Origin of the sequence: Enterobacter sp. JMULE2, from assembly GCF_013337145.1 — a bacterium.
Classification (GTDB): Bacteria; Pseudomonadota; Gammaproteobacteria; order Enterobacterales; family Enterobacteriaceae; genus Enterobacter; species Enterobacter mori.
Map to the genome: position 1 here is coordinate 467,200 of NZ_SGWD01000013.1, position 21,839 is coordinate 489,038.

15 protein-coding genes and 5 tRNA genes are annotated in these 21,839 nt (G+C 53.0%); 19 read left to right on the plus strand and 1 reads right to left on the minus strand.

What is annotated here, in order from left to right:
- The first annotated feature begins 50 nt into the window (after positions 1 to 50).
- From EXW94_RS14495 to dppF, 6 genes are all read left to right on the plus strand, one after another.
- A tRNA-Pro gene (locus EXW94_RS14495) sits at positions 51 to 127 on the plus strand.
- Positions 128 to 747: 620 nt separating this feature from the next.
- Entirely contained in the window at positions 748 to 2,355 is a 1,608-nt protein-coding gene (gene dppA, locus EXW94_RS14500) for a dipeptide ABC transporter periplasmic-binding protein DppA (RefSeq protein WP_010426223.1), read from the plus strand.
- A 177-nt stretch (positions 2,356 to 2,532) separates the two neighbouring features.
- Positions 2,533 to 3,552 (plus strand): dipeptide ABC transporter permease DppB, encoded by a 1,020-nt coding sequence (gene dppB, locus EXW94_RS14505; protein ID WP_006177810.1) that lies wholly within the window; start codon positions 2,533 to 2,535, stop codon positions 3,550 to 3,552.
- Positions 3,553 to 3,561: 9 nt separating this feature from the next.
- Entirely contained in the window at positions 3,562 to 4,464 is a 903-nt protein-coding gene (gene dppC / locus EXW94_RS14510; protein ID WP_010426221.1) for a dipeptide ABC transporter permease DppC, read from the plus strand.
- Between the two features lie 10 nt (positions 4,465 to 4,474).
- Positions 4,475 to 5,458 carry a dipeptide ABC transporter ATP-binding protein gene (gene dppD, locus EXW94_RS14515; RefSeq protein WP_010426220.1) on the plus strand — a complete coding sequence of 328 codons (984 nt, stop codon included), beginning with the start codon at positions 4,475 to 4,477 and terminating at the stop codon, positions 5,456 to 5,458.
- The gene (gene dppF / locus EXW94_RS14520; RefSeq protein ID WP_010426213.1) at positions 5,455 to 6,453 is read left to right on the plus strand and encodes a dipeptide ABC transporter ATP-binding subunit DppF; all 999 of its coding nucleotides are present in this window, start codon (positions 5,455 to 5,457) and stop codon (positions 6,451 to 6,453) included. The genes dppD and dppF overlap by 4 nt, the downstream gene beginning before the upstream one ends.
- Before the next feature lie 41 nt (positions 6,454 to 6,494).
- On the opposite strand, the gene coaA is transcribed toward dppF, so the two are convergent.
- On the minus strand, positions 6,495 to 7,448 hold the full coding sequence (coaA, locus tag EXW94_RS14525; protein WP_010426211.1) for a type I pantothenate kinase: 954 nt from the start codon (positions 7,446 to 7,448) through the stop codon (positions 6,495 to 6,497).
- 318 nt (positions 7,449 to 7,766) lie between these two features.
- On the opposite strand from coaA, the gene EXW94_RS14530 reads away from it, so the two are divergent.
- The 13 genes from EXW94_RS14530 (at position 7,767) to rpoC (ending at position 21,833) form a co-directional block, all read left to right on the plus strand.
- Positions 7,767 to 7,842 (plus strand) — tRNA-Thr (locus tag EXW94_RS14530).
- Positions 7,843 to 7,850: 8 nt separating this feature from the next.
- Positions 7,851 to 7,935 (plus strand) — tRNA-Tyr (locus tag EXW94_RS14535).
- A 117-nt stretch (positions 7,936 to 8,052) separates the two neighbouring features.
- Positions 8,053 to 8,127: transfer RNA gene (locus EXW94_RS14540), tRNA-Gly, on the plus strand.
- 6 nt (positions 8,128 to 8,133) lie between these two features.
- Positions 8,134 to 8,209, plus strand: a tRNA-Thr gene (locus tag EXW94_RS14545).
- 117 nt (positions 8,210 to 8,326) lie between these two features.
- Entirely contained in the window at positions 8,327 to 9,511 is a 1,185-nt protein-coding gene (gene tuf / locus EXW94_RS14550) for an elongation factor Tu (protein ID WP_023309456.1), read from the plus strand.
- 229 nt (positions 9,512 to 9,740) lie between these two features.
- On the plus strand, positions 9,741 to 10,124 hold the full coding sequence (secE, locus tag EXW94_RS14555; RefSeq protein ID WP_003862342.1) for a preprotein translocase subunit SecE: 384 nt from the start codon (positions 9,741 to 9,743) through the stop codon (positions 10,122 to 10,124).
- A 1-nt stretch (position 10,125) separates the two neighbouring features.
- Entirely contained in the window at positions 10,126 to 10,671 is a 546-nt protein-coding gene (nusG, locus tag EXW94_RS14560; RefSeq protein WP_003862341.1) for a transcription termination/antitermination protein NusG, read from the plus strand.
- 156 nt (positions 10,672 to 10,827) lie between these two features.
- Positions 10,828 to 11,256, plus strand: coding sequence for a 50S ribosomal protein L11 (gene rplK / locus EXW94_RS14565; RefSeq protein ID WP_008503452.1), 429 nt, complete (start codon positions 10,828 to 10,830; stop codon positions 11,254 to 11,256).
- A 3-nt stretch (positions 11,257 to 11,259) separates the two neighbouring features.
- Positions 11,260 to 11,964: a 50S ribosomal protein L1 gene (gene rplA / locus EXW94_RS14570; RefSeq protein WP_006176745.1), complete on the plus strand. Its 705-nt coding sequence runs from the start codon at positions 11,260 to 11,262 to the stop codon at positions 11,962 to 11,964.
- A 291-nt stretch (positions 11,965 to 12,255) separates the two neighbouring features.
- Complete coding sequence (rplJ, locus tag EXW94_RS14575) at positions 12,256 to 12,753, plus strand: 50S ribosomal protein L10 (RefSeq protein ID WP_001207203.1); 498 nt, start codon at positions 12,256 to 12,258, stop codon at positions 12,751 to 12,753.
- A gap of 66 nt (positions 12,754 to 12,819) precedes the next feature.
- Complete coding sequence (rplL, locus tag EXW94_RS14580; RefSeq protein ID WP_006176746.1) at positions 12,820 to 13,185, plus strand: 50S ribosomal protein L7/L12; 366 nt, start codon at positions 12,820 to 12,822, stop codon at positions 13,183 to 13,185.
- A 319-nt stretch (positions 13,186 to 13,504) separates the two neighbouring features.
- Entirely contained in the window at positions 13,505 to 17,533 is a 4,029-nt protein-coding gene (rpoB, locus tag EXW94_RS14585; protein WP_100167617.1) for a DNA-directed RNA polymerase subunit beta, read from the plus strand.
- A gap of 76 nt (positions 17,534 to 17,609) precedes the next feature.
- On the plus strand, positions 17,610 to 21,833 hold the full coding sequence (gene rpoC, locus EXW94_RS14590) for a DNA-directed RNA polymerase subunit beta' (protein WP_042715985.1): 4,224 nt from the start codon (positions 17,610 to 17,612) through the stop codon (positions 21,831 to 21,833).
- The last annotated feature ends 6 nt before the right edge of the window (positions 21,834 to 21,839 follow it).

A 21,839-nucleotide genomic window follows, 5' to 3' on the forward strand; every position in this document is an offset into this window, starting at 1 on the left:
AATAAGGGATTGACGGGGGCGCACCTCAGCAGTAAGATGCGCTCCGCATTCGGCGAGTAGCGCAGCTTGGTAGCGCAACTGGTTTGGGACCAGTGGGTCGGAGGTTCGAATCCTCTCTCGCCGACCACATTTAAAAAAGGGCTAACCGCAAGGTTAGCCCTTTTTGCATTATGGCGTTAGCCAGCCAGACTCATTAAAACGCCCCTTAGCCCTGCTTCACCCTGCCTGTTAACGATTTTGTGACATTATCCATTGTATTTTTTTATATATGGATTGATCTTTTTTCGCGTTGCTTATGGATAACCTTAGCATTTTTCGCTGTGCGTTTTAACGTTCGCGGAATTTAGTGCTCAGATAATCACCATTCCGCAAGAAAATTTACCCAATCTGAATAAAAGTTAATCACTACATGTTGCGAAATATGAAGATATTTGTGCTGCCACATGGCGAGTAGCATAAATTTCCCTGCTGAAAACTGGCGCCGGAGGTTTTTTTAATCTTTGTTTGCGGTTTCTCACACTCCGCGTAAATCCCCGTCACCTGTATTGACGTTTTCACATTCTGTTGACAGATTGTAGGGCATGAGGGGCATTTCAGGGACGATCTGCGCTGCAACTCAAACGCTCTTCTGAAAGGATTCTCCATCCCTTTAAAGCCTTCGGGCATCACCGACCAGACCGGGTAAAAAATAAATAAAGGTCAGGCGGCGTAACACAACAAAGCAAAACATCACATTGGAGCAGAATAATGAGTATTTCCTTGAAGAAGTCAGGGATGCTAAAGCTTGGTCTGAGCCTGGTGGCTATGACCGTAGCAGCAAGCGTACAGGCAAAAACCCTGGTTTACTGTTCTGAAGGCTCGCCGGAAGGCTTTAACCCACAGCTCTTTACCTCTGGTACGACGTACGACGCAAGCTCAGTACCGATCTATAACCGTCTGGTTGAATTTAAAACCGGCACCACGGAAGTGATTCCGGGTCTGGCTGAGAAGTGGGAAGTCAGCGAAGACGGTAAAACCTATACCTTCCACCTGCGTCAGGGCGTGAAGTGGCAGGACAGCAAAGAATTCAAACCAACGCGCGACTTTAACGCCGACGACGTTGTGTTCTCTTTCGACCGTCAGAAAAATGCCCAAAACCCGTACCATAAAGTGTCTGGCGGCAGCTATGAATACTTCGAAGGGATGGGTCTGCCGGACCTGATCGCCGAAGTGAAGAAAGTGGACGATAAAACCGTTCAGTTCGTGCTGACGCGTCCGGAAGCGCCATTCCTGGCTGACCTGGCCATGGACTTCGCTTCTATCCTCTCTAAAGAGTACGCGGACAACATGCTGAAAGCCGGTACGCCGGAGAAAGTCGACCTGAACCCAATCGGTACTGGTCCATTCCAGCTGCTGCAGTACCAGAAAGACTCCCGCATTCTGTATAAAGCATTCGAAGGCTATTGGGGCACCAAGCCGAAGATCGACCGTCTGGTCTTCTCCATCACGCCTGACGCTTCCGTGCGTTACGCAAAACTGCAGAAAAACGAATGCCAGGTGATGCCGTACCCGAACCCGGCTGACATCGCTCGTATGAAGCAGGACAAGAACATCAACCTGCTGGAGCAGGCTGGCCTGAACGTGGGCTATCTCTCCTTCAACACCGAGAAGAAACCGTTTGATGATGTGAAAGTGCGTCAGGCGCTGACCTACGCGGTGAACAAAGAAGCGATCATCAAAGCCGTTTACCAGGGCGCTGGCGTTGCTGCCAAGAACCTGATCCCACCAACCATGTGGGGCTATAACGACGACATTAAAGACTACACCTACGATCCTGAGAAAGCGAAAGCGCTGCTGAAAGAAGCAGGCCAGGATAAAGGCTTTACCGTTGAACTGTGGGCAATGCCTGTTCAGCGTCCATATAACCCGAACGCGCGCCGTATGGCGGAAATGGTTCAGGCTGACTGGGCGAAGATCGGCGTTCAGGCCAAGATTGTGACCTACGAGTGGGGCGAGTACCTGAAGCGCGCCAAAGCGGGTGAACACCAGGCGGTGATGATGGGCTGGACCGGCGACAATGGGGATCCGGACAACTTCTTCGCCACCCTGTTCAGCTGCGCGGCAGCGAAAGACGGTTCCAACTACTCTCGCTGGTGCTACAAGCCGTTTGAAGATCTGATCCAGCCGGCGCGTGCGACCGACGATCACAACAAACGTATTGAACTGTACAAGCAAGCGCAGGTTGTTATGCACGATCAGGCCCCGGCGCTGATTGTTGCTCACTCCACCGTGTACGAGCCAGTGCGTAAAGAAGTGAAGGGCTACGTGGTTGATCCACTGGGCAAACACCACTTCGAAAACGTATCTGTTGAATAATTAAAAGCAACGCCAGGCGGCGCTGCGCTTGCACTGGCCTACGGTATGTAGGCCGGGTAAGCGTAGCGCCACCCGGCAGCAGTGCTTTATTCCCTCTCTAAAAGGGGAGGGAATAAGATTTGTGAGCAATACAGACGTCACGCCACTGGTCGTGCGTCATCAGAGAGAATCCGGGTTATGTTGCAGTTCATCCTCCGACGTCTGGGACTCGTTATCCCGACGTTTATCGGTATCACCCTTCTCACTTTTGCCTTCGTCCATATGATCCCCGGCGACCCGGTAATGATTATGGCGGGCGAGCGTGGTATCTCCCCTGAGCGTCATGCGCAACTGCTGGCTGAACTCGGCCTTGATAAGCCAATGTGGCAGCAGTACCTCCACTATATCTGGGGCGTGTTGCATGGTGATTTAGGGATTTCACTCAAAAGCCGTCTTCCGGTGTGGGACGAGTTCGTGCCGCGTTTCAAAGCGACGCTGGAACTGGGCATCTGCGCCATGATTTTCGCCACTGCGGTGGGTATTCCTGTTGGGGTACTGGCTGCCGTTAAGCGTGGCTCTATTTTCGATCATACCGCCGTGGGTCTGGCGCTGACCGGTTACTCCATGCCTATCTTCTGGTGGGGCATGATGCTGATCATGCTGGTCTCCGTGCAATGGAACCTAACCCCGGTCTCCGGGCGCGTCAGCGATATGGTCTTCCTTGATGATACCAACCCGCTCACCGGCTTTATGCTGATCGACACGGCTATCTGGGGCGAAGAGGGCAACTTCATTGATGCCGTCGCGCACATGATCCTGCCTGCGATGGTGCTGGGCACCATTCCTCTGGCGGTCATCGTGCGTATGACCCGTTCCTCCATGCTGGAAGTGCTGGGCGAAGATTACATCCGTACCGCGCGTGCCAAAGGGTTAACCCGCATGCGCGTCATCATCGTTCATGCCCTGCGTAACGCCATGCTGCCGGTCGTTACCGTTATCGGTCTGCAGGTGGGGACGCTGCTGGCAGGGGCGATCCTGACGGAAACCATCTTCTCCTGGCCGGGCCTCGGTCGCTGGCTGATTGACGCGCTGCAGCGCCGTGACTATCCGGTTGTGCAGGGCGGTGTACTGCTGGTTGCGACGATGATTATCCTCGTCAACCTGCTGGTCGATTTGCTGTACGGCGTGGTGAACCCGCGTATTCGTCATAAGAAGTAAGGGGCCGTCATGTCACAAGTCACTCAAAATAACGTGGTCGCTGCACCGGTTCCTATGACGCCGCTGCAGGAGTTCTGGCACTACTTCAAGCGCAACAAAGGCGCGGTGGTAGGGCTGGTGTATGTTGTTATCATGATCCTGATTGCGGTGTTTGCGAACTTCCTCGCACCGTATAACCCGGCGGACCAGTTCCGCGATGCGCTACTCGCGCCACCTGCCTGGCAGGACGGCGGTAGCCTGACACACCTGCTCGGTACCGATGATGTGGGTCGTGACGTGCTGTCACGTCTGATGTACGGCGCGCGTCTGTCGCTGCTGGTGGGCTGCCTCGTTGTTGTACTGTCGCTGATCATGGGCGTTGTGCTCGGCCTGGTGGCTGGCTACTTCGGCGGCATCGTCGATAACGTCATTATGCGTATCGTCGACATCATGCTGGCGTTGCCAAGCCTGCTGCTGGCGCTAGTGCTGGTGGCGGTCTTTGGACCTTCGATAGGTAATGCTGCCCTGGCGTTGACGTTCGTTGCGCTGCCGCACTATGTCCGATTAACCCGTGCGGCTGTCCTGGTTGAGGTGAATCGAGACTACGTCACCGCTTCTCGCGTGGCGGGTGCGGGTGCGATGCGCCAGATGTTCGTCAATATTCTGCCTAACTGCCTTGCGCCGCTGATTGTTCAGGCGTCGCTCGGTTTCTCTAACGCCATTCTCGATATGGCCGCTCTTGGCTTCCTTGGCATGGGTGCGCAGCCGCCAACACCGGAGTGGGGCACTATGCTCTCCGACGTGTTGCAGTTCGCGCAAAGCGCCTGGTGGGTCGTCACCTTCCCGGGTCTGGCGATTCTGCTGACGGTGCTGGCATTTAACCTGATGGGTGATGGTCTGCGTGATGCACTTGATCCCAAACTGAAGCAGTAAGAGGCACGAGATGGCGTTATTAAATGTAGATAAATTATCGGTGCACTTCGGCGATGAAGGCACACCGTTTCGCGCCGTGGACCGCATCAGCTACAGCGTAAATCAGGGCGAAGTGGTTGGTATCGTAGGGGAGTCTGGTTCCGGCAAGTCAGTCAGCTCGCTGGCAATTATGGGACTGATTGATTATCCCGGCCGCGTAATGGCGGAAAGCCTGGAATTTAATGGTCAGGATCTGCAGCGCATTTCCGAGAAGCAGCGCCGCCAGCTGGTGGGCGCGGAAGTGGCAATGATCTTCCAGGATCCAATGACCAGCCTGAACCCGTGTTACACCGTGGGTTTCCAGATTATGGAAGCCATTAAGGTGCATCAGGGGGGGAACAAGCAAACCCGTCGTCAGCGCGCTATCGATCTGCTGACGCAGGTGGGTATTCCCGATCCGGCATCGCGTCTGGATGTGTATCCGCACCAGTTATCCGGCGGGATGAGCCAGCGTGTGATGATCGCCATGGCAATTGCCTGTCGGCCAAAACTGCTGATCGCCGATGAACCGACAACCGCGCTGGATGTCACCATCCAGGCGCAAATCATCGAGCTGCTGCTGGAGCTGCAGCAGAAAGAGAATATGGCGCTGGTGCTGATTACGCACGATCTGGCGCTGGTGGCTGAAGCGGCACATAAAATCATCGTGATGTATGCAGGCCAGGTGGTGGAGACCGGAAGTTCGCACGATATCTTCCGTGCCCCGCGTCATCCGTATACGCAGGCTCTGCTGCGTGCGCTGCCGGAATTTGCGCAGGATAAAGCGCGTCTGGCCTCGCTTCCGGGGGTTGTGCCGGGTAAATATGACCGTCCGCAGGGCTGTCTGCTTAACCCGCGCTGCCCGTATGCGACGGATAAATGCCGCGTCGACGAGCCAGAGCTGAATCTGCTGGCTGACGGTCGCCAGTCCAAATGCCACTATCCACTCGATGATGCCGGGAGGCCAACACTATGAGTACGCAACAACTGCTGTTGCAGGCCATCGACCTGAAAAAACACTACCCGGTGAAGAAGGGCTTATTTGCTCCCGAGCGCCTGGTCAAAGCGCTGGACGGTGTCTCCTTTACCCTTGAGCGCGGTAAAACGCTCGCGGTGGTGGGGGAGTCCGGCTGTGGCAAATCGACGCTGGGCCGTCTGCTGACGATGATTGAAGTGCCAACCGGCGGCGAACTGTACTATCAGGGGCAGGATCTGCTCAAGCACGACCCACAGGCGCAGAAGCTGCGTCGCCAGAAAATCCAGATTGTGTTCCAGAACCCGTACGGTTCACTGAACCCGCGCAAAAAAGTGGGGCAGATTCTGGAAGAGCCTTTGCTTATCAACAGCAACCTGAGCAAAGAGCAGCGTCGTGAGAAAGCGCTGGCGATGATGGCGAAAGTGGGTTTGAAAACTGAGCATTACGATCGCTACCCGCATATGTTCTCGGGCGGCCAGCGTCAGCGTATCGCCATCGCCCGTGGTCTGATGCTTGACCCGGACGTGGTGATTGCCGATGAGCCTGTTTCTGCGCTCGACGTATCCGTACGTGCGCAGGTGCTGAACCTGATGATGGATCTGCAGCAGGATCTGGGGCTGTCGTATGTGTTCATTTCACATGATTTGTCTGTCGTGGAGCACATTGCCGATGAAGTGATGGTGATGTACTTAGGGCGCTGCGTGGAGAAAGGGACGAAAGAGCAGATCTTCAATAATCCTCGTCACCCGTATACCCAGGCACTGCTGTCTGCGACGCCGCGTCTGAATCCGGACGATCGTCGTGAGCGCATTAAGCTGACCGGCGAGTTGCCAAGCCCGCTGAATCCACCTCCGGGATGTGCGTTCAATGCCCGCTGTAGCCGACGCTTCGGGCCCTGCACGCAGTTGCAGCCACAGTTGAAGGATTATCGTGGACAACTGGTGGCCTGCTTCGCGGTCGATCAGGATGAAAATGGCGAAAAGCCGCATGCGTAAAGAAAAAAACCGGCGTGAAGCCGGTTTTTTTTATATCTGCGTTATGACTTCCGTAGACGGATCTGGTCGACAGCGTGTTTCTCACTCTTGGTGAGGATCAGGCTGGCGCGCTCACGTGTTGGCAGGATGTTCTCTTTCAGGTTCACGTAGTTGATCTCATTCCACAGTCCCGTTGCGACGTTGATCGCCTCTTCTTTAGAGAGTTGGGCGTAATTATGGAAGTAGGAATCAGGATCGGTGAACGCCCCTTCGCGGAACTTCAGGAAGCGGTTGATATACCAGCTTTTCAGCAGATCTTCCGGCGCATCAACATAGATAGAGAAGTCAACAAAGTCGGACACAAAGACGTGGTGCGGGTCGTGAGGATAATCCATCCCGCTTTGCAGCACGTTTAACCCTTCCAGAATCAGGATGTCCGGCTGCACAACCGTTTTGTCTCCATCCGGGATACGGTCGTAAATCAGATGTGAGTAAACCGGCGCGGTGACGTTAGGCGCGCCCGATTTCAGATCAGAGACGAATTTCACCAGACGGTGCATATCATAAGAGAGCGGGAAGCCCTTCTTCTTCATCAACCCGCGTTCTTTCAATACTTCATTGGGATGCAGGAAGCCGTCGGTGGTAATCAGCTCCACGCTGCGGTGTTCTGGCCAGCGGCTTAGTAACGCCTGTAACACGCGCGCGGTGGTGCTTTTACCCACTGCCACGCTACCCGCGATACTGATGATATAAGGAATACGCTGACCGTTAGTACCGAGGAACTGTTCCAGTACCGCCTGGCGGCGGAGGTTCGAGCTTATATAGAAGTTAAGCAAGCGAGAGAGGGGAAGATAAATTTCTGCCACCTCTTCCAGGGACAGATCTTCGTTTATCCCTTTTAACCGTGCGATTTCACCTTCCGTCAGCGTCATAGGAACGGAATCACGCAGGGCAGCCCACTGGCTGCGGTTAAAGTGAAGATAGGGTGTCATTAACGTTTGCTCTTTTTTGCTCATAAGCATGCTTCTGTGAGCCAGCACAAAACTGCCGGGTCATGGCTCTTCACATAGTTAATTTTGGACAATGGGCAGGAGGTTAACACCAGATGACAGGAATAATAAGAAAAAATATGGGAAAGCGATGCTTTACGCGGGAGGTATCACGGTACGGTATAGAAGGGGTAAATCAGGGGTTCATGTTGAATATTTGACCGCGAGCGGATGAATTTAAAGCGGTAAGCACTGGTTTCGCATAAAATGTGAGCGAAAGAACGTTTTATGCAATTTTTTAGTTGCATGACTGCGCATGTCTCCATAGAATGCGCGCTACTTGATGCCGACTTAGCTCAGTAGGTAGAGCAACTGACTTGTAATCAGTAGGTCACCAGTTCGATTCCGGTAGTCGGCACCATCAAGTCCGGTGGGGTTCCCGAGCGGCCAAAGGGAGCAGACTGTAAATCTGCCGTCACAGACTTCGAAGGTTCGAATCCTTCCCCCACCACCACTTTCTGGCAGCGTAAATGCCGCCGGAGCTGGTTGGAAAAATTAACCAGCTCGAACATGAAAAGAGAGAAATCTCTTTTTTTGTTACAGAAAGAACTGGGTAGCCGAGTTTCAGGATGCGGGCATCGTATAATGGCTATTACCTCAGCCTTCCAAGCTGATGATGCGGGTTCGATTCCCGCTGCCCGCTCCAATACGTGCTGATATGGCTCAGTTGGTAGAGCGCACCCTTGGTAAGGGTGAGGTCCCCAGTTCGACTCTGGGTATCAGCACCACTTCACTTCTCCTCCCGTTTCTCTCTGTTTCAATTTAAATGTATTCAACAGTTCAGGCATTTCGCCTGGTTGATGTGGTGATATCACCGATTTATCCGTGTCTTAGAGGGACAATCGATGTCTAAAGAAAAGTTTGAACGTACAAAACCGCACGTTAACGTCGGTACTATCGGCCACGTTGACCATGGTAAAACAACGCTGACCGCTGCAATCACTACCGTTCTGGCAAAAACCTACGGTGGTTCTGCTCGCGCATTCGACCAGATCGATAACGCACCAGAAGAAAAAGCTCGTGGTATCACCATCAACACTTCCCACGTTGAGTACGACACCCCGACTCGCCACTACGCACACGTAGACTGCCCAGGCCACGCCGACTATGTTAAAAACATGATCACCGGTGCTGCGCAGATGGACGGCGCGATCCTGGTTGTTGCTGCGACTGACGGCCCAATGCCTCAGACTCGTGAGCACATCCTGCTGGGTCGTCAGGTAGGCGTTCCTTTCATCATCGTGTTCCTGAACAAATGCGACATGGTTGATGACGAAGAGCTGCTGGAACTGGTAGAGATGGAAGTTCGTGAACTGCTGTCTCAGTACGATTTCCCAGGCGACGATACCCCAATCGTTCGTGGTTCCGCGCTGAAAGCGCTGGAAGGCGACGCAGAGTGGGAAGCAAAAATCATCGAACTGGCTGGCTTCCTGGATTCTTACATCCCAGAACCAGAGCGTGCGATTGACAAGCCATTCCTGCTGCCAATCGAAGACGTATTCTCCATCTCCGGTCGTGGTACCGTTGTTACCGGTCGTGTAGAGCGCGGTATCATCAAAGTTGGTGAAGAAGTTGAAATCGTTGGTATCAAAGAGACTGCTAAGTCTACCTGTACTGGCGTTGAAATGTTCCGCAAACTGCTGGACGAAGGCCGTGCTGGTGAGAACGTTGGTGTTCTGCTGCGTGGTATCAAACGTGAAGAAATCGAACGTGGTCAGGTTCTGGCGAAGCCAGGCTCAATCAAGCCGCACACCAAGTTCGAATCTGAAGTGTACATCCTGTCCAAAGACGAAGGCGGCCGTCATACTCCGTTCTTCAAAGGCTACCGTCCACAGTTCTACTTCCGTACAACTGACGTGACCGGTACCATCGAACTGCCAGAAGGCGTTGAGATGGTAATGCCAGGCGACAACATCAAGATGGTTGTGACTCTGATCCACCCAATCGCGATGGACGATGGTCTGCGTTTCGCAATCCGTGAAGGCGGCCGTACCGTTGGCGCGGGCGTTGTTGCTAAAGTTCTCGGCTAATCGCTGATAACATTTGACGCAATGCGCAATAAAAGGGCATCATTTGATGCCCTTTTTGCACGCTTTCACATCAGAACCTGGCTCATCAGTGATTATTTTTGTCATAATCATTGCTGAGACAGGCTCTGCAGAGAGCGTATAATCCGAAAAGCGAATAAGCATTTCGATTTGGTTTGCCTCGCAATCGCGGGGTGAAAATGTTTGTAGAATACTTCTGACAGGTTGGTTTATGAGTGCGAATACCGAAGCTCAAGGGAGCGGGCGCGGCCTGGAAGCGATGAAATGGGTAGTTGTAGCCGTGCTGCTGATCGTGGCAATTGTTGGCAACTATCTTTATCGTGACATGATGCTGCCGCTACGCGCGCTTGCAGTGGTAATTCTGATTGCTGCAGCGGGTGGTGTCGCGCTGTTGACGACAAAAGGCAAAGCGACTGTCGCTTTCGCTCGCGAAGCACGTACCGAAGTCCGCAAGGTCATTTGGCCGACTCGCCAGGAAACATTGCACACCACGCTGATCGTAGCGGCGGTTACCGCTGTAATGTCACTGATCCTGTGGGGACTGGATGGTATTCTGGTTCGCCTGGTTTCCTTTATCACTGGCCTGAGGTTCTAAGATGTCTGAAGCCCCTAAAAAGCGTTGGTACGTCGTTCAGGCGTTTTCCGGTTTTGAAGGCCGCGTAGCTACGTCGCTGCGTGAGCATATCAAATTACACAACATGGAAGAGTTATTTGGCGAAGTTATGGTTCCGACCGAAGAAGTGGTCGAGATCCGTGGCGGCCAACGTCGCAAAAGCGAGCGTAAATTCTTCCCGGGTTACGTGCTGGTTCAGATGGTGATGAACGACGCGAGCTGGCACCTGGTGCGCAGCGTACCGCGCGTGATGGGCTTTATCGGCGGCACGTCTGACCGTCCGGCGCCAATCAGCGATAAAGAAGTTGATGCGATTATGAACCGCCTGCAGCAGGTGGGTGATAAGCCGCGTCCGAAAACGCTGTTTGAACCGGGTGAGATGGTTCGTGTTAATGACGGTCCGTTTGCTGACTTTAACGGCGTCGTTGAAGAAGTGGACTACGAGAAGTCCCGCCTGAAAGTGTCTGTTTCTATCTTCGGTCGTGCGACCCCGGTAGAGCTGGACTTTGCACAGGTCGAAAAAGCCTAAGCAGCGATCAAAAAAGCAACGATTAAATCGTTGCACAAGGCGCGAGATTGGAATACAATTTCGCGCCTTTTGTTTTTATGGGTTACGGCCCGTAAAACGAATTTTATTCACGGGGAGCCTCTCTGAGGCGCTATCACCCAATCAGAGGATTTTAGAATGGCTAAGAAAGTACAAGCCTACGTCAAGCTGCAGGTTGCAGCTGGTATGGCGAACCCAAGTCCACCAGTTGGTCCAGCTCTGGGTCAGCAGGGTGTGAACATCATGGAATTCTGTAAAGCGTTCAACGCAAAAACTGAATCCCTGGAAAAAGGTCTGCCAATCCCAGTCGTAATCACTGTTTACGCTGACCGTTCTTTCACTTTCGTTACCAAAACCCCTCCAGCAGCAGTTCTGCTGAAGAAAGCGGCTGGTATCAAGTCTGGTTCCGGTAAACCGAACAAAGACAAAGTGGGTAAAATTTCCCGCGCTCAGCTGCAGGAAATCGCGCAGACCAAAGCTGCCGACATGACTGGTGCCGACATTGAAGCGATGACTCGCTCAATCGAAGGTACTGCACGTTCCATGGGCCTGGTAGTGGAGGACTAAGAAATGGCTAAACTGACCAAGCGCATGTCCGTGATCCGTGACAAAGTTGATGCGACCAAACAGTACGACATCAACGAAGCTATCGCTCTGCTGAAAGAACTGGCAACTGCTAAGTTCGTTGAAAGCGTTGACGTTGCTGTTAACCTGGGCATCGACGCTCGTAAATCCGATCAGAACGTTCGTGGCGCAACTGTACTGCCACACGGTACTGGCCGTTCCGTTCGCGTAGCTGTATTTGCTCAGGGTGCAAACGCTGAAGCTGCTAAAGCTGCCGGCGCTGAACTGGTAGGTATGGAAGATCTGGCTGATCAGATCAAGAAAGGCGAAATGAACTTTGACGTTGTTATTGCTTCTCCAGATGCAATGCGCGTTGTTGGCCAGCTGGGCCAGGTTCTGGGTCCACGCGGCCTGATGCCAAACCCGAAAGTGGGTACTGTAACCCCTAACGTTGCTGAAGCGGTTAAGAACGCTAAAGCAGGTCAGGTTCGTTATCGTAACGACAAAAACGGCATCATCCACACCACCATCGGTAAAGTGGACTTTGACGCTGACAAACTGAAAGAAAACCTGGAATCTCTGCTGGTTGCGCTGAAAAAAGCAAAACCAACTCAGGCTAAAGGCGTGTACATCAAGAAAGTTAGCATCTCCACCACCATGGGTGCAGGTGTTGCAGTTGACCAGGCTGGCCTGAGCGCTGCTGCAAACTAATGCCTTTACGTGGGCGGTGATTTTGTCTACAATCTTACCCCCACGTTTGCTAACGAAAGTTAGCGGCTAACAGAATTGTTCGTTGGAGCCTGGCCTAATCCAGGCCTCCGTCGAAGACCGCAGGTGTTTCGCAAGAGACTTAATCCCCTGCGTAGACGGTGACAGAACGCTAAGATTATTTTTGAATACTCTGGCTTGTTTCTGCTCACCGTATTAAGACGCTCTTCTCGTTGGGGAGAGTGAAGTGAGTTCCGGGACATGAGTTCCGGCAAACATCCAGGAGCAAAGCTAATGGCTTTAAATCTTCAAGACAAACAAGCGATTGTTGCTGAAGTCAGCGAAGTAGCCAAAGGCGCGCTGTCTGCAGTAGTTGCGGATTCCCGTGGCGTTACTGTAGACAAAATGACTGAACTGCGTAAAGCAGGTCGTGAAGCTGGCGTATACATGCGTGTTGTTCGTAACACCCTGCTGCGTCGCGTAGTTGAAGGTACTCAGTTCGAGTGCCTGAAAGACACGTTTGTTGGTCCGACCCTTATTGCATACTCTATGGAACACCCGGGCGCTGCTGCTCGTCTGTTCAAAGAGTTCGCGAAAGCGAATGCAAAATTTGAGGTCAAAGCTGCAGCCTTTGAAGGTGAGTTGATCCCGGCATCGCAAATCGATCGCCTGGCAACCCTGCCGACCTACGAAGAAGCAATTGCACGCCTGATGGCAACCATGAAAGAAGCTTCGGCTGGCAAACTGGTTCGCACTCTGGCTGCTGTTCGCGATGCGAAAGAAGCTGCTTAATCGCAGTTATCTTTATAAAGCATTTGCTTACGTATAAACTTATTCTGATTTTCAGGAACAATTTAAATGTCTATCACTAAAGATCAAATCATTGAAGCAGTTGCAGCTATGTCCGTAATGGACGTTGTAGAACTGATTTCTGCAATGGAAGAAAAATTCGGTGTTTCTGCTGCTGCTGCTGTAGCTGTAGCTGCGGGCCCGGCTGAAGCTGCTGAAGAAAAAACTGAATTCGACGTAATTCTGAAAGCTGCTGGCGCTAACAAAGTTGCTGTTATCAAAGCAGTACGTGGCGCAACTGGCCTGGGTCTGAAAGAAGCTAAAGACCTGGTAGAATCTGCTCCAGCTGCGCTGAAAGAAGGCGTGAGCAAAGACGACGCAGAAGCACTGAAAAAATCTCTGGAAGAAGCTGGCGCTGAAGTTGAAGTTAAATAAGCCAACTTTTCTGGTTGCAGCCTAAGTCATTAGGCTGATGGCTGGTGACTTTTTAGTCACCAGCCTTTTTGCGCTGTAAGGCATCAGTAGCATTTCACACTGTTTGACTGCTGGTTGTCCTGACAATGCATGTTTCTATCGACGACTTAATATATTGCGACAGGGTGCTCGCTCTGTGTAAATCGCGACGAAATGATTTAAGCGTGATAGCAACAGGTATTGCGGAAAGTATTCAATTTTCCGGTCCACAAAATGGTGTTGCACAAACTGTCCCTTCGTCGGACAGATGGGTCGACTTGTCAGCGAGCTGAGGAACCCTATGGTTTACTCCTATACCGAGAAAAAACGTATTCGTAAGGATTTTGGTAAACGTCCACAAGTTCTGGACATTCCATATCTCCTTTCTATCCAGCTTGACTCGTTCCAGAAGTTTATCGAGCAAGATCCTGAAGGGCAGTACGGTCTGGAAGCAGCCTTCCGCTCCGTGTTCCCGATTCAGAGCTACAGCGGTAACTCCGAGCTGCAGTACGTCAGCTACCGCCTTGGCGAACCGGTGTTTGACGTTCAGGAATGTCAGATCCGTGGCGTGACCTATTCCGCACCGCTGCGCGTAAAACTGCGTCTGGTGATCTACGAGCGCGAAGCGCCGGAAGGCACCGTTAAAGACATTAAAGAACAAGAAGTCTACATGGGTGAAATTCCACTCATGACAGACAACGGTACTTTCGTAATCAACGGTACTGAGCGTGTTATCGTTTCCCAGCTGCATCGTAGCCCGGGCGTCTTCTTCGACAGCGATAAAGGTAAAACACACTCTTCCGGTAAAGTACTGTATAACGCACGTATCATTCCTTACCGTGGTTCATGGCTGGACTTCGAGTTCGATCCGAAAGACAACCTGTTTGTCCGTATCGACCGTCGTCGTAAGCTGCCTGCAACCATCATTCTGCGTGCGCTGCAATACACCACTGAACAGATCCTGGACCTGTTCTTTGAGAAAGTGATCTTTGAAATCCGCGACAACAAGCTGCAGATGGAGCTGGTGCCGGAACGTCTGCGTGGTGAGACCGCGTCGTTCGACATCGAAGCCGACGGCAAAGTGTATGTGGAAAAAGGTCGCCGTATCACCGCGCGCCATATCCGCCAGCTGGAAAAAGATGATATCAAACTCATCGAAGTTCCGGTTGAGTACATTGCAGGAAAAGTAGCCGCGAAAGATTACGTTGACGAATCAACGGGTGAGCTGATCTGCCCAGCGAACATGGAGCTGAGCCTGGATCTGCTGGCTAAGCTGAGCCAGTCTGGCCACAAACGTATCGAAACGCTGTTCACCAACGATCTGGACCACGGCGCGTATATTTCTGAGACTATCCGTGTCGACCCAACCACCGATCGTCTGAGCGCGCTGGTAGAAATCTACCGCATGATGCGTCCTGGTGAGCCACCAACTCGCGAAGCGGCGGAAAGCCTGTTCGAGAACCTGTTCTTCTCCGAAGACCGCTACGATCTGTCCGCGGTTGGTCGTATGAAGTTCAACCGTTCTCTGCTGCGTGATGAGATCGAAGGTTCCGGTATCCTGAGCAAAGACGACATCATCGAAGTGATGAAGAAGCTCATCGATATCCGTAACGGTAAAGGCGAAGTGGATGATATCGACCACCTCGGCAACCGTCGTATCCGTTCCGTAGGCGAAATGGCGGAAAACCAGTTCCGCGTTGGCCTGGTGCGTGTTGAGCGTGCGGTGAAAGAGCGTCTGTCTCTGGGCGATCTGGATACCCTGATGCCTCAGGATATGATCAACGCCAAGCCGATTTCTGCAGCAGTGAAAGAGTTCTTCGGTTCAAGCCAGCTGTCTCAGTTCATGGACCAGAACAACCCGCTGTCTGAGATTACGCACAAACGTCGTATCTCTGCACTCGGCCCAGGCGGTCTGACCCGTGAACGCGCAGGCTTTGAAGTTCGAGACGTACACCCGACCCACTACGGTCGCGTATGTCCAATCGAAACGCCTGAAGGTCCAAACATCGGTCTGATCAACTCCCTGTCCGTGTACGCACAGACTAACGAATACGGTTTCCTCGAGACCCCGTATCGTAAAGTGACCGACGGTGTTGTTACCGACGAAATTCATTACCTGTCTGCTATCGAAGAAGGCAACTACGTTATCGCTCAGGCGAACTCCAACCTGGATGACGAAGGCCACTTTGTAGAAGATCTGGTTACCTGCCGTAGCAAAGGCGAATCCAGCTTGTTCAGCCGCGACCAGGTTGACTACATGGACGTATCCACCCAGCAGGTGGTATCCGTCGGTGCGTCCCTGATCCCGTTCCTGGAACACGATGACGCCAACCGTGCATTGATGGGTGCGAACATGCAACGTCAGGCCGTTCCAACTCTGCGTGCTGATAAGCCGCTGGTTGGTACCGGTATGGAACGTGCTGTTGCCGTTGACTCCGGTGTTACTGCAGTTGCTAAGCGTGGCGGTACCGTTCAGTACGTCGACGCATCCCGTATCGTTATCAAAGTTAACGAAGACGAGATGTATCCGGGCGAAGCGGGTATCGACATTTATAACCTGACCAAATACACCCGTTCTAACCAGAACACCTGTATCAACCAGATGCCTTGCGTATCTCTGGGTGAGCCAGTTGAGCGCGGCGACGTGCTGGCAGACGGTCCGTCCACCGACCTCGGTGAACTGGCGCTCGGTCAGAACATGCGCGTAGCGTTCATGCCGTGGAACGGTTACAACTTCGAAGACTCCATCCTCGTCTCCGAGCGTGTGGTTCAGGAAGATCGTTTCACCACCATCCACATTCAGGAACTGGCATGTGTGTCCCGTGACACCAAGCTGGGGCCAGAAGAGATCACCGCTGACATCCCGAACGTGGGTGAAGCTGCGCTCTCTAAACTGGATGAATCCGGTATCGTTTACATCGGTGCTGAAGTGACCGGCGGCGACATTCTGGTTGGTAAGGTTACGCCTAAAGGTGAAACCCAGCTGACGCCAGAAGAGAAACTGCTGCGTGCAATCTTCGGTGAGAAAGCGTCTGACGTTAAAGACTCTTCTCTGCGCGTACCAAACGGTGTTTCCGGTACGGTTATCGATGTTCAGGTCTTCACCCGTGACGGCGTTGAGAAAGATAAGCGTGCGCTGGAAATCGAAGAGATGCAGCTCAAACAGGCTAAGAAAGACCTGTCTGAAGAACTGCAGATCCTCGAAGCGGGTCTGTTCAGCCGTATCTATGCGGTGCTGGTTGCCGGTGGCGTTGAAGCTGAGAAGCTCGACAAACTGCCACGCGATCGCTGGCTGGAACTGGGCCTGACCGATGAAGAGAAACAAAATCAGCTGGAACAGCTGGCTGAGCAGTATGACGAACTGAAACACGAGTTCGAGAAAAAACTCGAAGCGAAACGCCGCAAAATCACTCAGGGCGACGATCTGGCACCAGGCGTGCTGAAGATTGTTAAGGTTTATCTGGCCGTTAAACGTCAGATCCAGCCTGGTGATAAGATGGCAGGTCGTCACGGTAACAAGGGTGTTATCTCTAAGATCAACCCGATCGAAGATATGCCGCACGATGCTAACGGTACGCCGGTAGATATCGTACTGAACCCACTGGGTGTACCGTCTCGTATGAACATCGGTCAGATCCTGGAAACCCACCTGGGTATGGCTGCGAAAGGTATCGGCGACAAGATTAACGCCATGCTGAAGCAGCAGGAAGAAGTCGCGAAACTGCGCGAATTCATCCAGCGTGCCTACGATCTGGGTACCGACGTGCGTCAGAAAGTCGACCTGAACACCTTCAGCGATGATGAAGTTCTGCGTCTGGCGGAAAACCTGCGTAAGGGTATGCCAATTGCAACGCCGGTATTCGACGGTGCAAAAGAAGCTGAAATTAAAGAGCTGCTGCAACTGGGTGGTCTGCCAACGTCTGGTCAGATTACGCTGTTTGACGGCCGTACCGGTGAACAGTTCGAGCGTCCGGTAACCGTAGGTTACATGTACATGCTGAAACTGAACCACCTGGTCGACGACAAGATGCACGCTCGTTCTACCGGTTCTTACAGCCTGGTTACTCAGCAGCCGCTGGGTGGTAAGGCTCAGTTCGGTGGTCAGCGCTTCGGGGAGATGGAAGTGTGGGCGCTGGAAGCATACGGCGCAGCATACACCCTGCAGGAAATGCTCACCGTTAAGTCTGATGACGTGAACGGTCGTACCAAGATGTATAAGAACATCGTGGACGGCAACCATCAGATGGAGCCGGGCATGCCAGAATCCTTCAACGTACTGTTGAAAGAGATTCGTTCGCTGGGTATCAACATCGAACTGGAAGACGAGTAATTCTCGCTCAAACAGGTCACTGGTGTCGGGTTAACCCCCGACACCAGATTGTGCTAACTCCGACGGGAGCAAATCCGTGAAAGATTTATTAAAGTTTCTGAAAGCGCAGACTAAAACCGAAGAGTTTGATGCGATCAAAATTGCTCTGGCTTCGCCAGACATGATCCGTTCATGGTCTTTTGGTGAAGTTAAAAAGCCGGAAACCATCAACTACCGTACGTTCAAACCTGAGCGTGACGGCCTTTTCTGTGCGCGTATTTTCGGGCCAGTAAAAGACTACGAGTGCCTGTGCGGTAAGTACAAGCGCCTGAAACACCGTGGTGTGATCTGTGAGAAGTGCGGCGTTGAAGTGACCCAGACCAAAGTACGCCGTGAGCGTATGGGCCACATTGAGCTGGCGTCTCCGACTGCTCACATCTGGTTCCTGAAATCTCTGCCGTCCCGTATCGGCCTGCTGCTGGATATGCCGCTGCGCGATATCGAACGTGTTCTGTACTTCGAATCTTATGTTGTGATCGAAGGCGGTATGACGAACCTGGAACGTAACCAGATTCTGACCGAAGAACAGTATCTGGACGCGCTGGAAGAGTTCGGTGACGAATTCGACGCGAAGATGGGTGCGGAAGCTATCCAGGCCCTGCTGAAGAGCATGGATCTGGAGCAAGAGTGCGAGCAGCTGCGTGAAGAGCTGAACGAAACTAACTCCGAAACCAAGCGTAAAAAGCTGACCAAGCGTATCAAACTGCTGGAAGCGTTCGTTCAGTCTGGCAACAAGCCAGAGTGGATGATCCTGACCGTTCTGCCGGTTCTGCCGCCAGATCTGCGTCCACTGGTACCGCTGGATGGTGGTCGTTTCGCAACGTCCGATCTGAACGATCTGTATCGTCGCGTTATCAACCGTAACAACCGTCTGAAGCGTCTGCTGGATCTGGCTGCGCCGGACATCATCGTACGCAACGAAAAACGTATGCTGCAAGAAGCGGTAGATGCCCTGCTGGATAACGGTCGTCGCGGTCGTGCGATCACTGGTTCGAACAAACGTCCTCTGAAATCTTTGGCCGACATGATCAAAGGTAAACAGGGTCGTTTCCGTCAGAACCTGCTCGGTAAGCGTGTTGACTACTCCGGTCGTTCTGTAATCACCGTAGGTCCATACCTGCGTCTGCATCAGTGCGGTCTGCCGAAGAAAATGGCACTGGAGCTGTTCAAACCGTTCATTTACGGCAAGCTGGAACTGCGTGGCCTGGCCACCACCATCAAAGCCGCGAAGAAAATGGTTGAGCGTGAAGAAGCTGTCGTTTGGGATATCCTGGACGAAGTGATCCGCGAACACCCGGTACTGCTGAACCGTGCACCAACACTGCACCGTCTGGGTATCCAGGCATTTGAGCCAGTCCTGATCGAAGGTAAAGCTATCCAGCTGCACCCGCTGGTTTGTGCGGCTTATAACGCCGACTTCGATGGTGACCAGATGGCTGTTCACGTACCGCTGACGCTGGAAGCCCAGCTCGAAGCGCGTGCGCTGATGATGTCTACCAACAACATCCTGTCTCCAGCGAACGGTGAACCAATTATCGTTCCTTCTCAGGACGTTGTATTGGGTCTGTACTACATGACCCGTGACTGTGTTAACGCCAAAGGCGAAGGCATGGTGCTGACTGGCCCGAAAGAAGCTGAGCGTATTTATCGCGCTGGCCTGGCCTCTCTGCATGCGCGCGTTAAAGTGCGTATCACCGAATACGAAAAAGATGAAAACGGCGAATTCGTTGCGAAAACCAGCCTGAAAGACACGACCGTTGGCCGTGCCATTCTGTGGATGATCGTACCGAAAGGTCTGCCTTTCTCCATCGTCAACCAGGCGCTGGGCAAGAAAGCGATCTCCAAAATGCTGAACACCTGTTACCGCATTCTGGGTCTGAAGCCGACCGTAATCTTCGCTGACCAGACAATGTACACCGGCTTTGCTTATGCAGCGCGTTCAGGTGCATCTGTTGGTATCGATGACATGGTCATCCCAGAGAAGAAACACGAGATCATCTCTGAAGCGGAAGCCGAAGTTGCTGAGATCCAGGAGCAGTTCCAGTCTGGTCTGGTAACCGCAGGCGAACGCTATAACAAAGTTATCGATATCTGGGCAGCGGCGAACGATCGTGTATCCAAAGCGATGATGGATAACCTGCAGACCGAAACCGTGATTAACCGTGACGGCGTAGAAGAGCAGCAGGTTTCCTTCAACAGCATCTACATGATGGCCGACTCCGGTGCGCGTGGTTCCGCAGCACAGATTCGTCAGCTGGCAGGTATGCGTGGTCTGATGGCGAAGCCAGATGGCTCCATCATCGAAACGCCAATCACCGCGAACTTCCGTGAAGGTCTGAACGTACTCCAGTACTTCATCTCCACGCACGGTGCTCGTAAAGGTCTGGCGGATACCGCACTGAAAACAGCGAACTCCGGTTATCTGACGCGTCGTCTGGTTGACGTTGCGCAGGATCTGGTTGTGACCGAAGACGATTGTGGCACCCTCGAAGGTATCACCATGACCCCGGTTATCGAGGGTGGTGATGTTAAAGAGCCACTGCGCGATCGCGTTCTGGGTCGTGTGACCGCGGAAGACATTCTGAAGCCGGGCACTGCAGACATTCTGGTTCCACGCAACACGCTGCTGCACGAGCACTGGTGTGACCTGCTGGAAGCGAACTCTGTTGACTCCGTGAAAGTGCGTTCCGTTGTATCCTGTGACACCGACTTTGGTGTATGTGCGCACTGCTACGGTCGTGACCTGGCGCGTGGCCACATCATCAACAAAGGTGAAGCAATCGGCGTTATCGCGGCACAGTCCATCGGTGAGCCGGGTACACAGCTGACGATGCGTACGTTCCACATCGGTGGTGCGGCATCTCGTGCGGCTGCTGAATCCAGCATCCAGGTGAAAAACAAAGGTAGCATCAAGCTCAGCAACGCGAAGTCTGTTGTTAACTCCGCAGGCAAGCTGGTTGTGACCTCTCGTAACACCGAGCTGAAGCTGATCGACGAATTCGGTCGTACCAAAGAGAGCTATAAAGTGCCTTACGGTGCGGTTATGGCGAAAGGTGATGGCGAGCAGGTTGCCGGCGGTGAAACCGTTGCAAACTGGGATCCACACACCATGCCGGTTATCACCGAAGTAAGTGGTTTCATCCGCTTCACTGACATGATCGACGGCCAGACCATTACTCGTCAGACCGACGAGCTGACCGGTCTGTCTTCTCTGGTGGTTCTGGATTCTGCTGAACGTACTGCCGGTGGTAAAGATCTGCGTCCTGCACTGAAAATCGTTGATGGTCAGGGTAACGACGTTCTGATCCCGGGTACCGACATGCCTGCGCAGTACTTCCTGCCGGGTAAAGCGATCGTACAGCTGGAAGATGGCATTCAGATCGGTGCGGGTGATGCTCTGGCGCGTATTCCTCAGGAATCCAGCGGTACCAAGGACATCACCGGTGGTCTGCCACGCGTTGCGGACCTGTTTGAAGCACGTCGTCCGAAAGAGCCTGCAATCCTGGCTGAAATCAGCGGTATCATTTCCTTCGGTAAAGAGACCAAAGGTAAACGCCGTCTGGTTATCACCCCAGTAGATGGCAGCGAGCCGTACGAAGAGATGATTCCTAAATGGCGTCAGCTCAACGTGTTCGAAGGTGAACGTGTAGAACGTGGTGACGTGGTTTCCGATGGTCCAGAAGCTCCGCACGACATTCTGCGTCTTCGTGGCGTACACGCGGTAACGCGTTACATCACCAACGAAGTACAGGACGTTTACCGTCTGCAGGGCGTTAAGATTAACGATAAGCACATCGAAGTTATCGTTCGTCAGATGCTGCGTAAAGCAACCATCGAAAACGCAGGCAGCTCCGAGTTCCTGGAAGGCGAACAGGTTGAATACTCTCGCGTTAAGATTGCTAACCGCGATCTGGAAGCGAACGGCAAAATCGGTGCGACCTTCGCACGCGATCTGCTGGGTATCACCAAAGCGTCTCTGGCAACCGAGTCCTTCATCTCTGCAGCATCGTTCCAGGAGACCACGCGTGTCCTGACCGAAGCGGCTGTTGCTGGTAAGCGTGATGAATTGCGCGGTCTGAAAGAGAACGTTATCGTGGGTCGTCTGATCCCGGCCGGTACCGGTTATGCGTACCACCAGGATCGTATGCGTCGTCGTGCTGCGGGCGAACTGCCAGCTGCACCGCAGGTCACTGCAGAAGATGCATCCGCGAGCCTGGCAGAACTGCTGAACGCAGGTCTGGGCGGTTCCGACAACGAGTAATCGTTG

Excerpts from the sequence above, each read along its gene's own strand:
- dppA (WP_010426223.1), top strand. The coding sequence starts at position 748 with ATGAGTATTTCCTTGAAGAAGTCAGGGATGCTAAAGCTTGGTCTGAGC.
- dppB (WP_006177810.1), top strand. The coding sequence starts at position 2,533 with ATGTTGCAGTTCATCCTCCGACGTCTGGGACTCGTTATCCCGACGTTT.
- dppC (WP_010426221.1), top strand. The coding sequence starts at position 3,562 with ATGTCACAAGTCACTCAAAATAACGTGGTCGCTGCACCGGTTCCTATG.
- dppD (WP_010426220.1), top strand. The coding sequence starts at position 4,475 with ATGGCGTTATTAAATGTAGATAAATTATCGGTGCACTTCGGCGATGAA.
- dppF (WP_010426213.1), top strand. The coding sequence starts at position 5,455 with ATGAGTACGCAACAACTGCTGTTGCAGGCCATCGACCTGAAAAAACAC.
- coaA (WP_010426211.1), bottom strand. The coding sequence starts at position 7,448 with ATGAGCAAAAAAGAGCAAACGTTAATGACACCCTATCTTCACTTTAAC.
- tuf (WP_023309456.1), top strand. The coding sequence starts at position 8,327 with ATGTCTAAAGAAAAGTTTGAACGTACAAAACCGCACGTTAACGTCGGT.
- secE (WP_003862342.1), top strand. The coding sequence starts at position 9,741 with ATGAGTGCGAATACCGAAGCTCAAGGGAGCGGGCGCGGCCTGGAAGCG.
- nusG (WP_003862341.1), top strand. The coding sequence starts at position 10,126 with ATGTCTGAAGCCCCTAAAAAGCGTTGGTACGTCGTTCAGGCGTTTTCC.
- rplK (WP_008503452.1), top strand. The coding sequence starts at position 10,828 with ATGGCTAAGAAAGTACAAGCCTACGTCAAGCTGCAGGTTGCAGCTGGT.
- rplA (WP_006176745.1), top strand. The coding sequence starts at position 11,260 with ATGGCTAAACTGACCAAGCGCATGTCCGTGATCCGTGACAAAGTTGAT.
- rplJ (WP_001207203.1), top strand. The coding sequence starts at position 12,256 with ATGGCTTTAAATCTTCAAGACAAACAAGCGATTGTTGCTGAAGTCAGC.
- rplL (WP_006176746.1), top strand. The coding sequence starts at position 12,820 with ATGTCTATCACTAAAGATCAAATCATTGAAGCAGTTGCAGCTATGTCC.
- rpoB (WP_100167617.1), top strand. The coding sequence starts at position 13,505 with ATGGTTTACTCCTATACCGAGAAAAAACGTATTCGTAAGGATTTTGGT.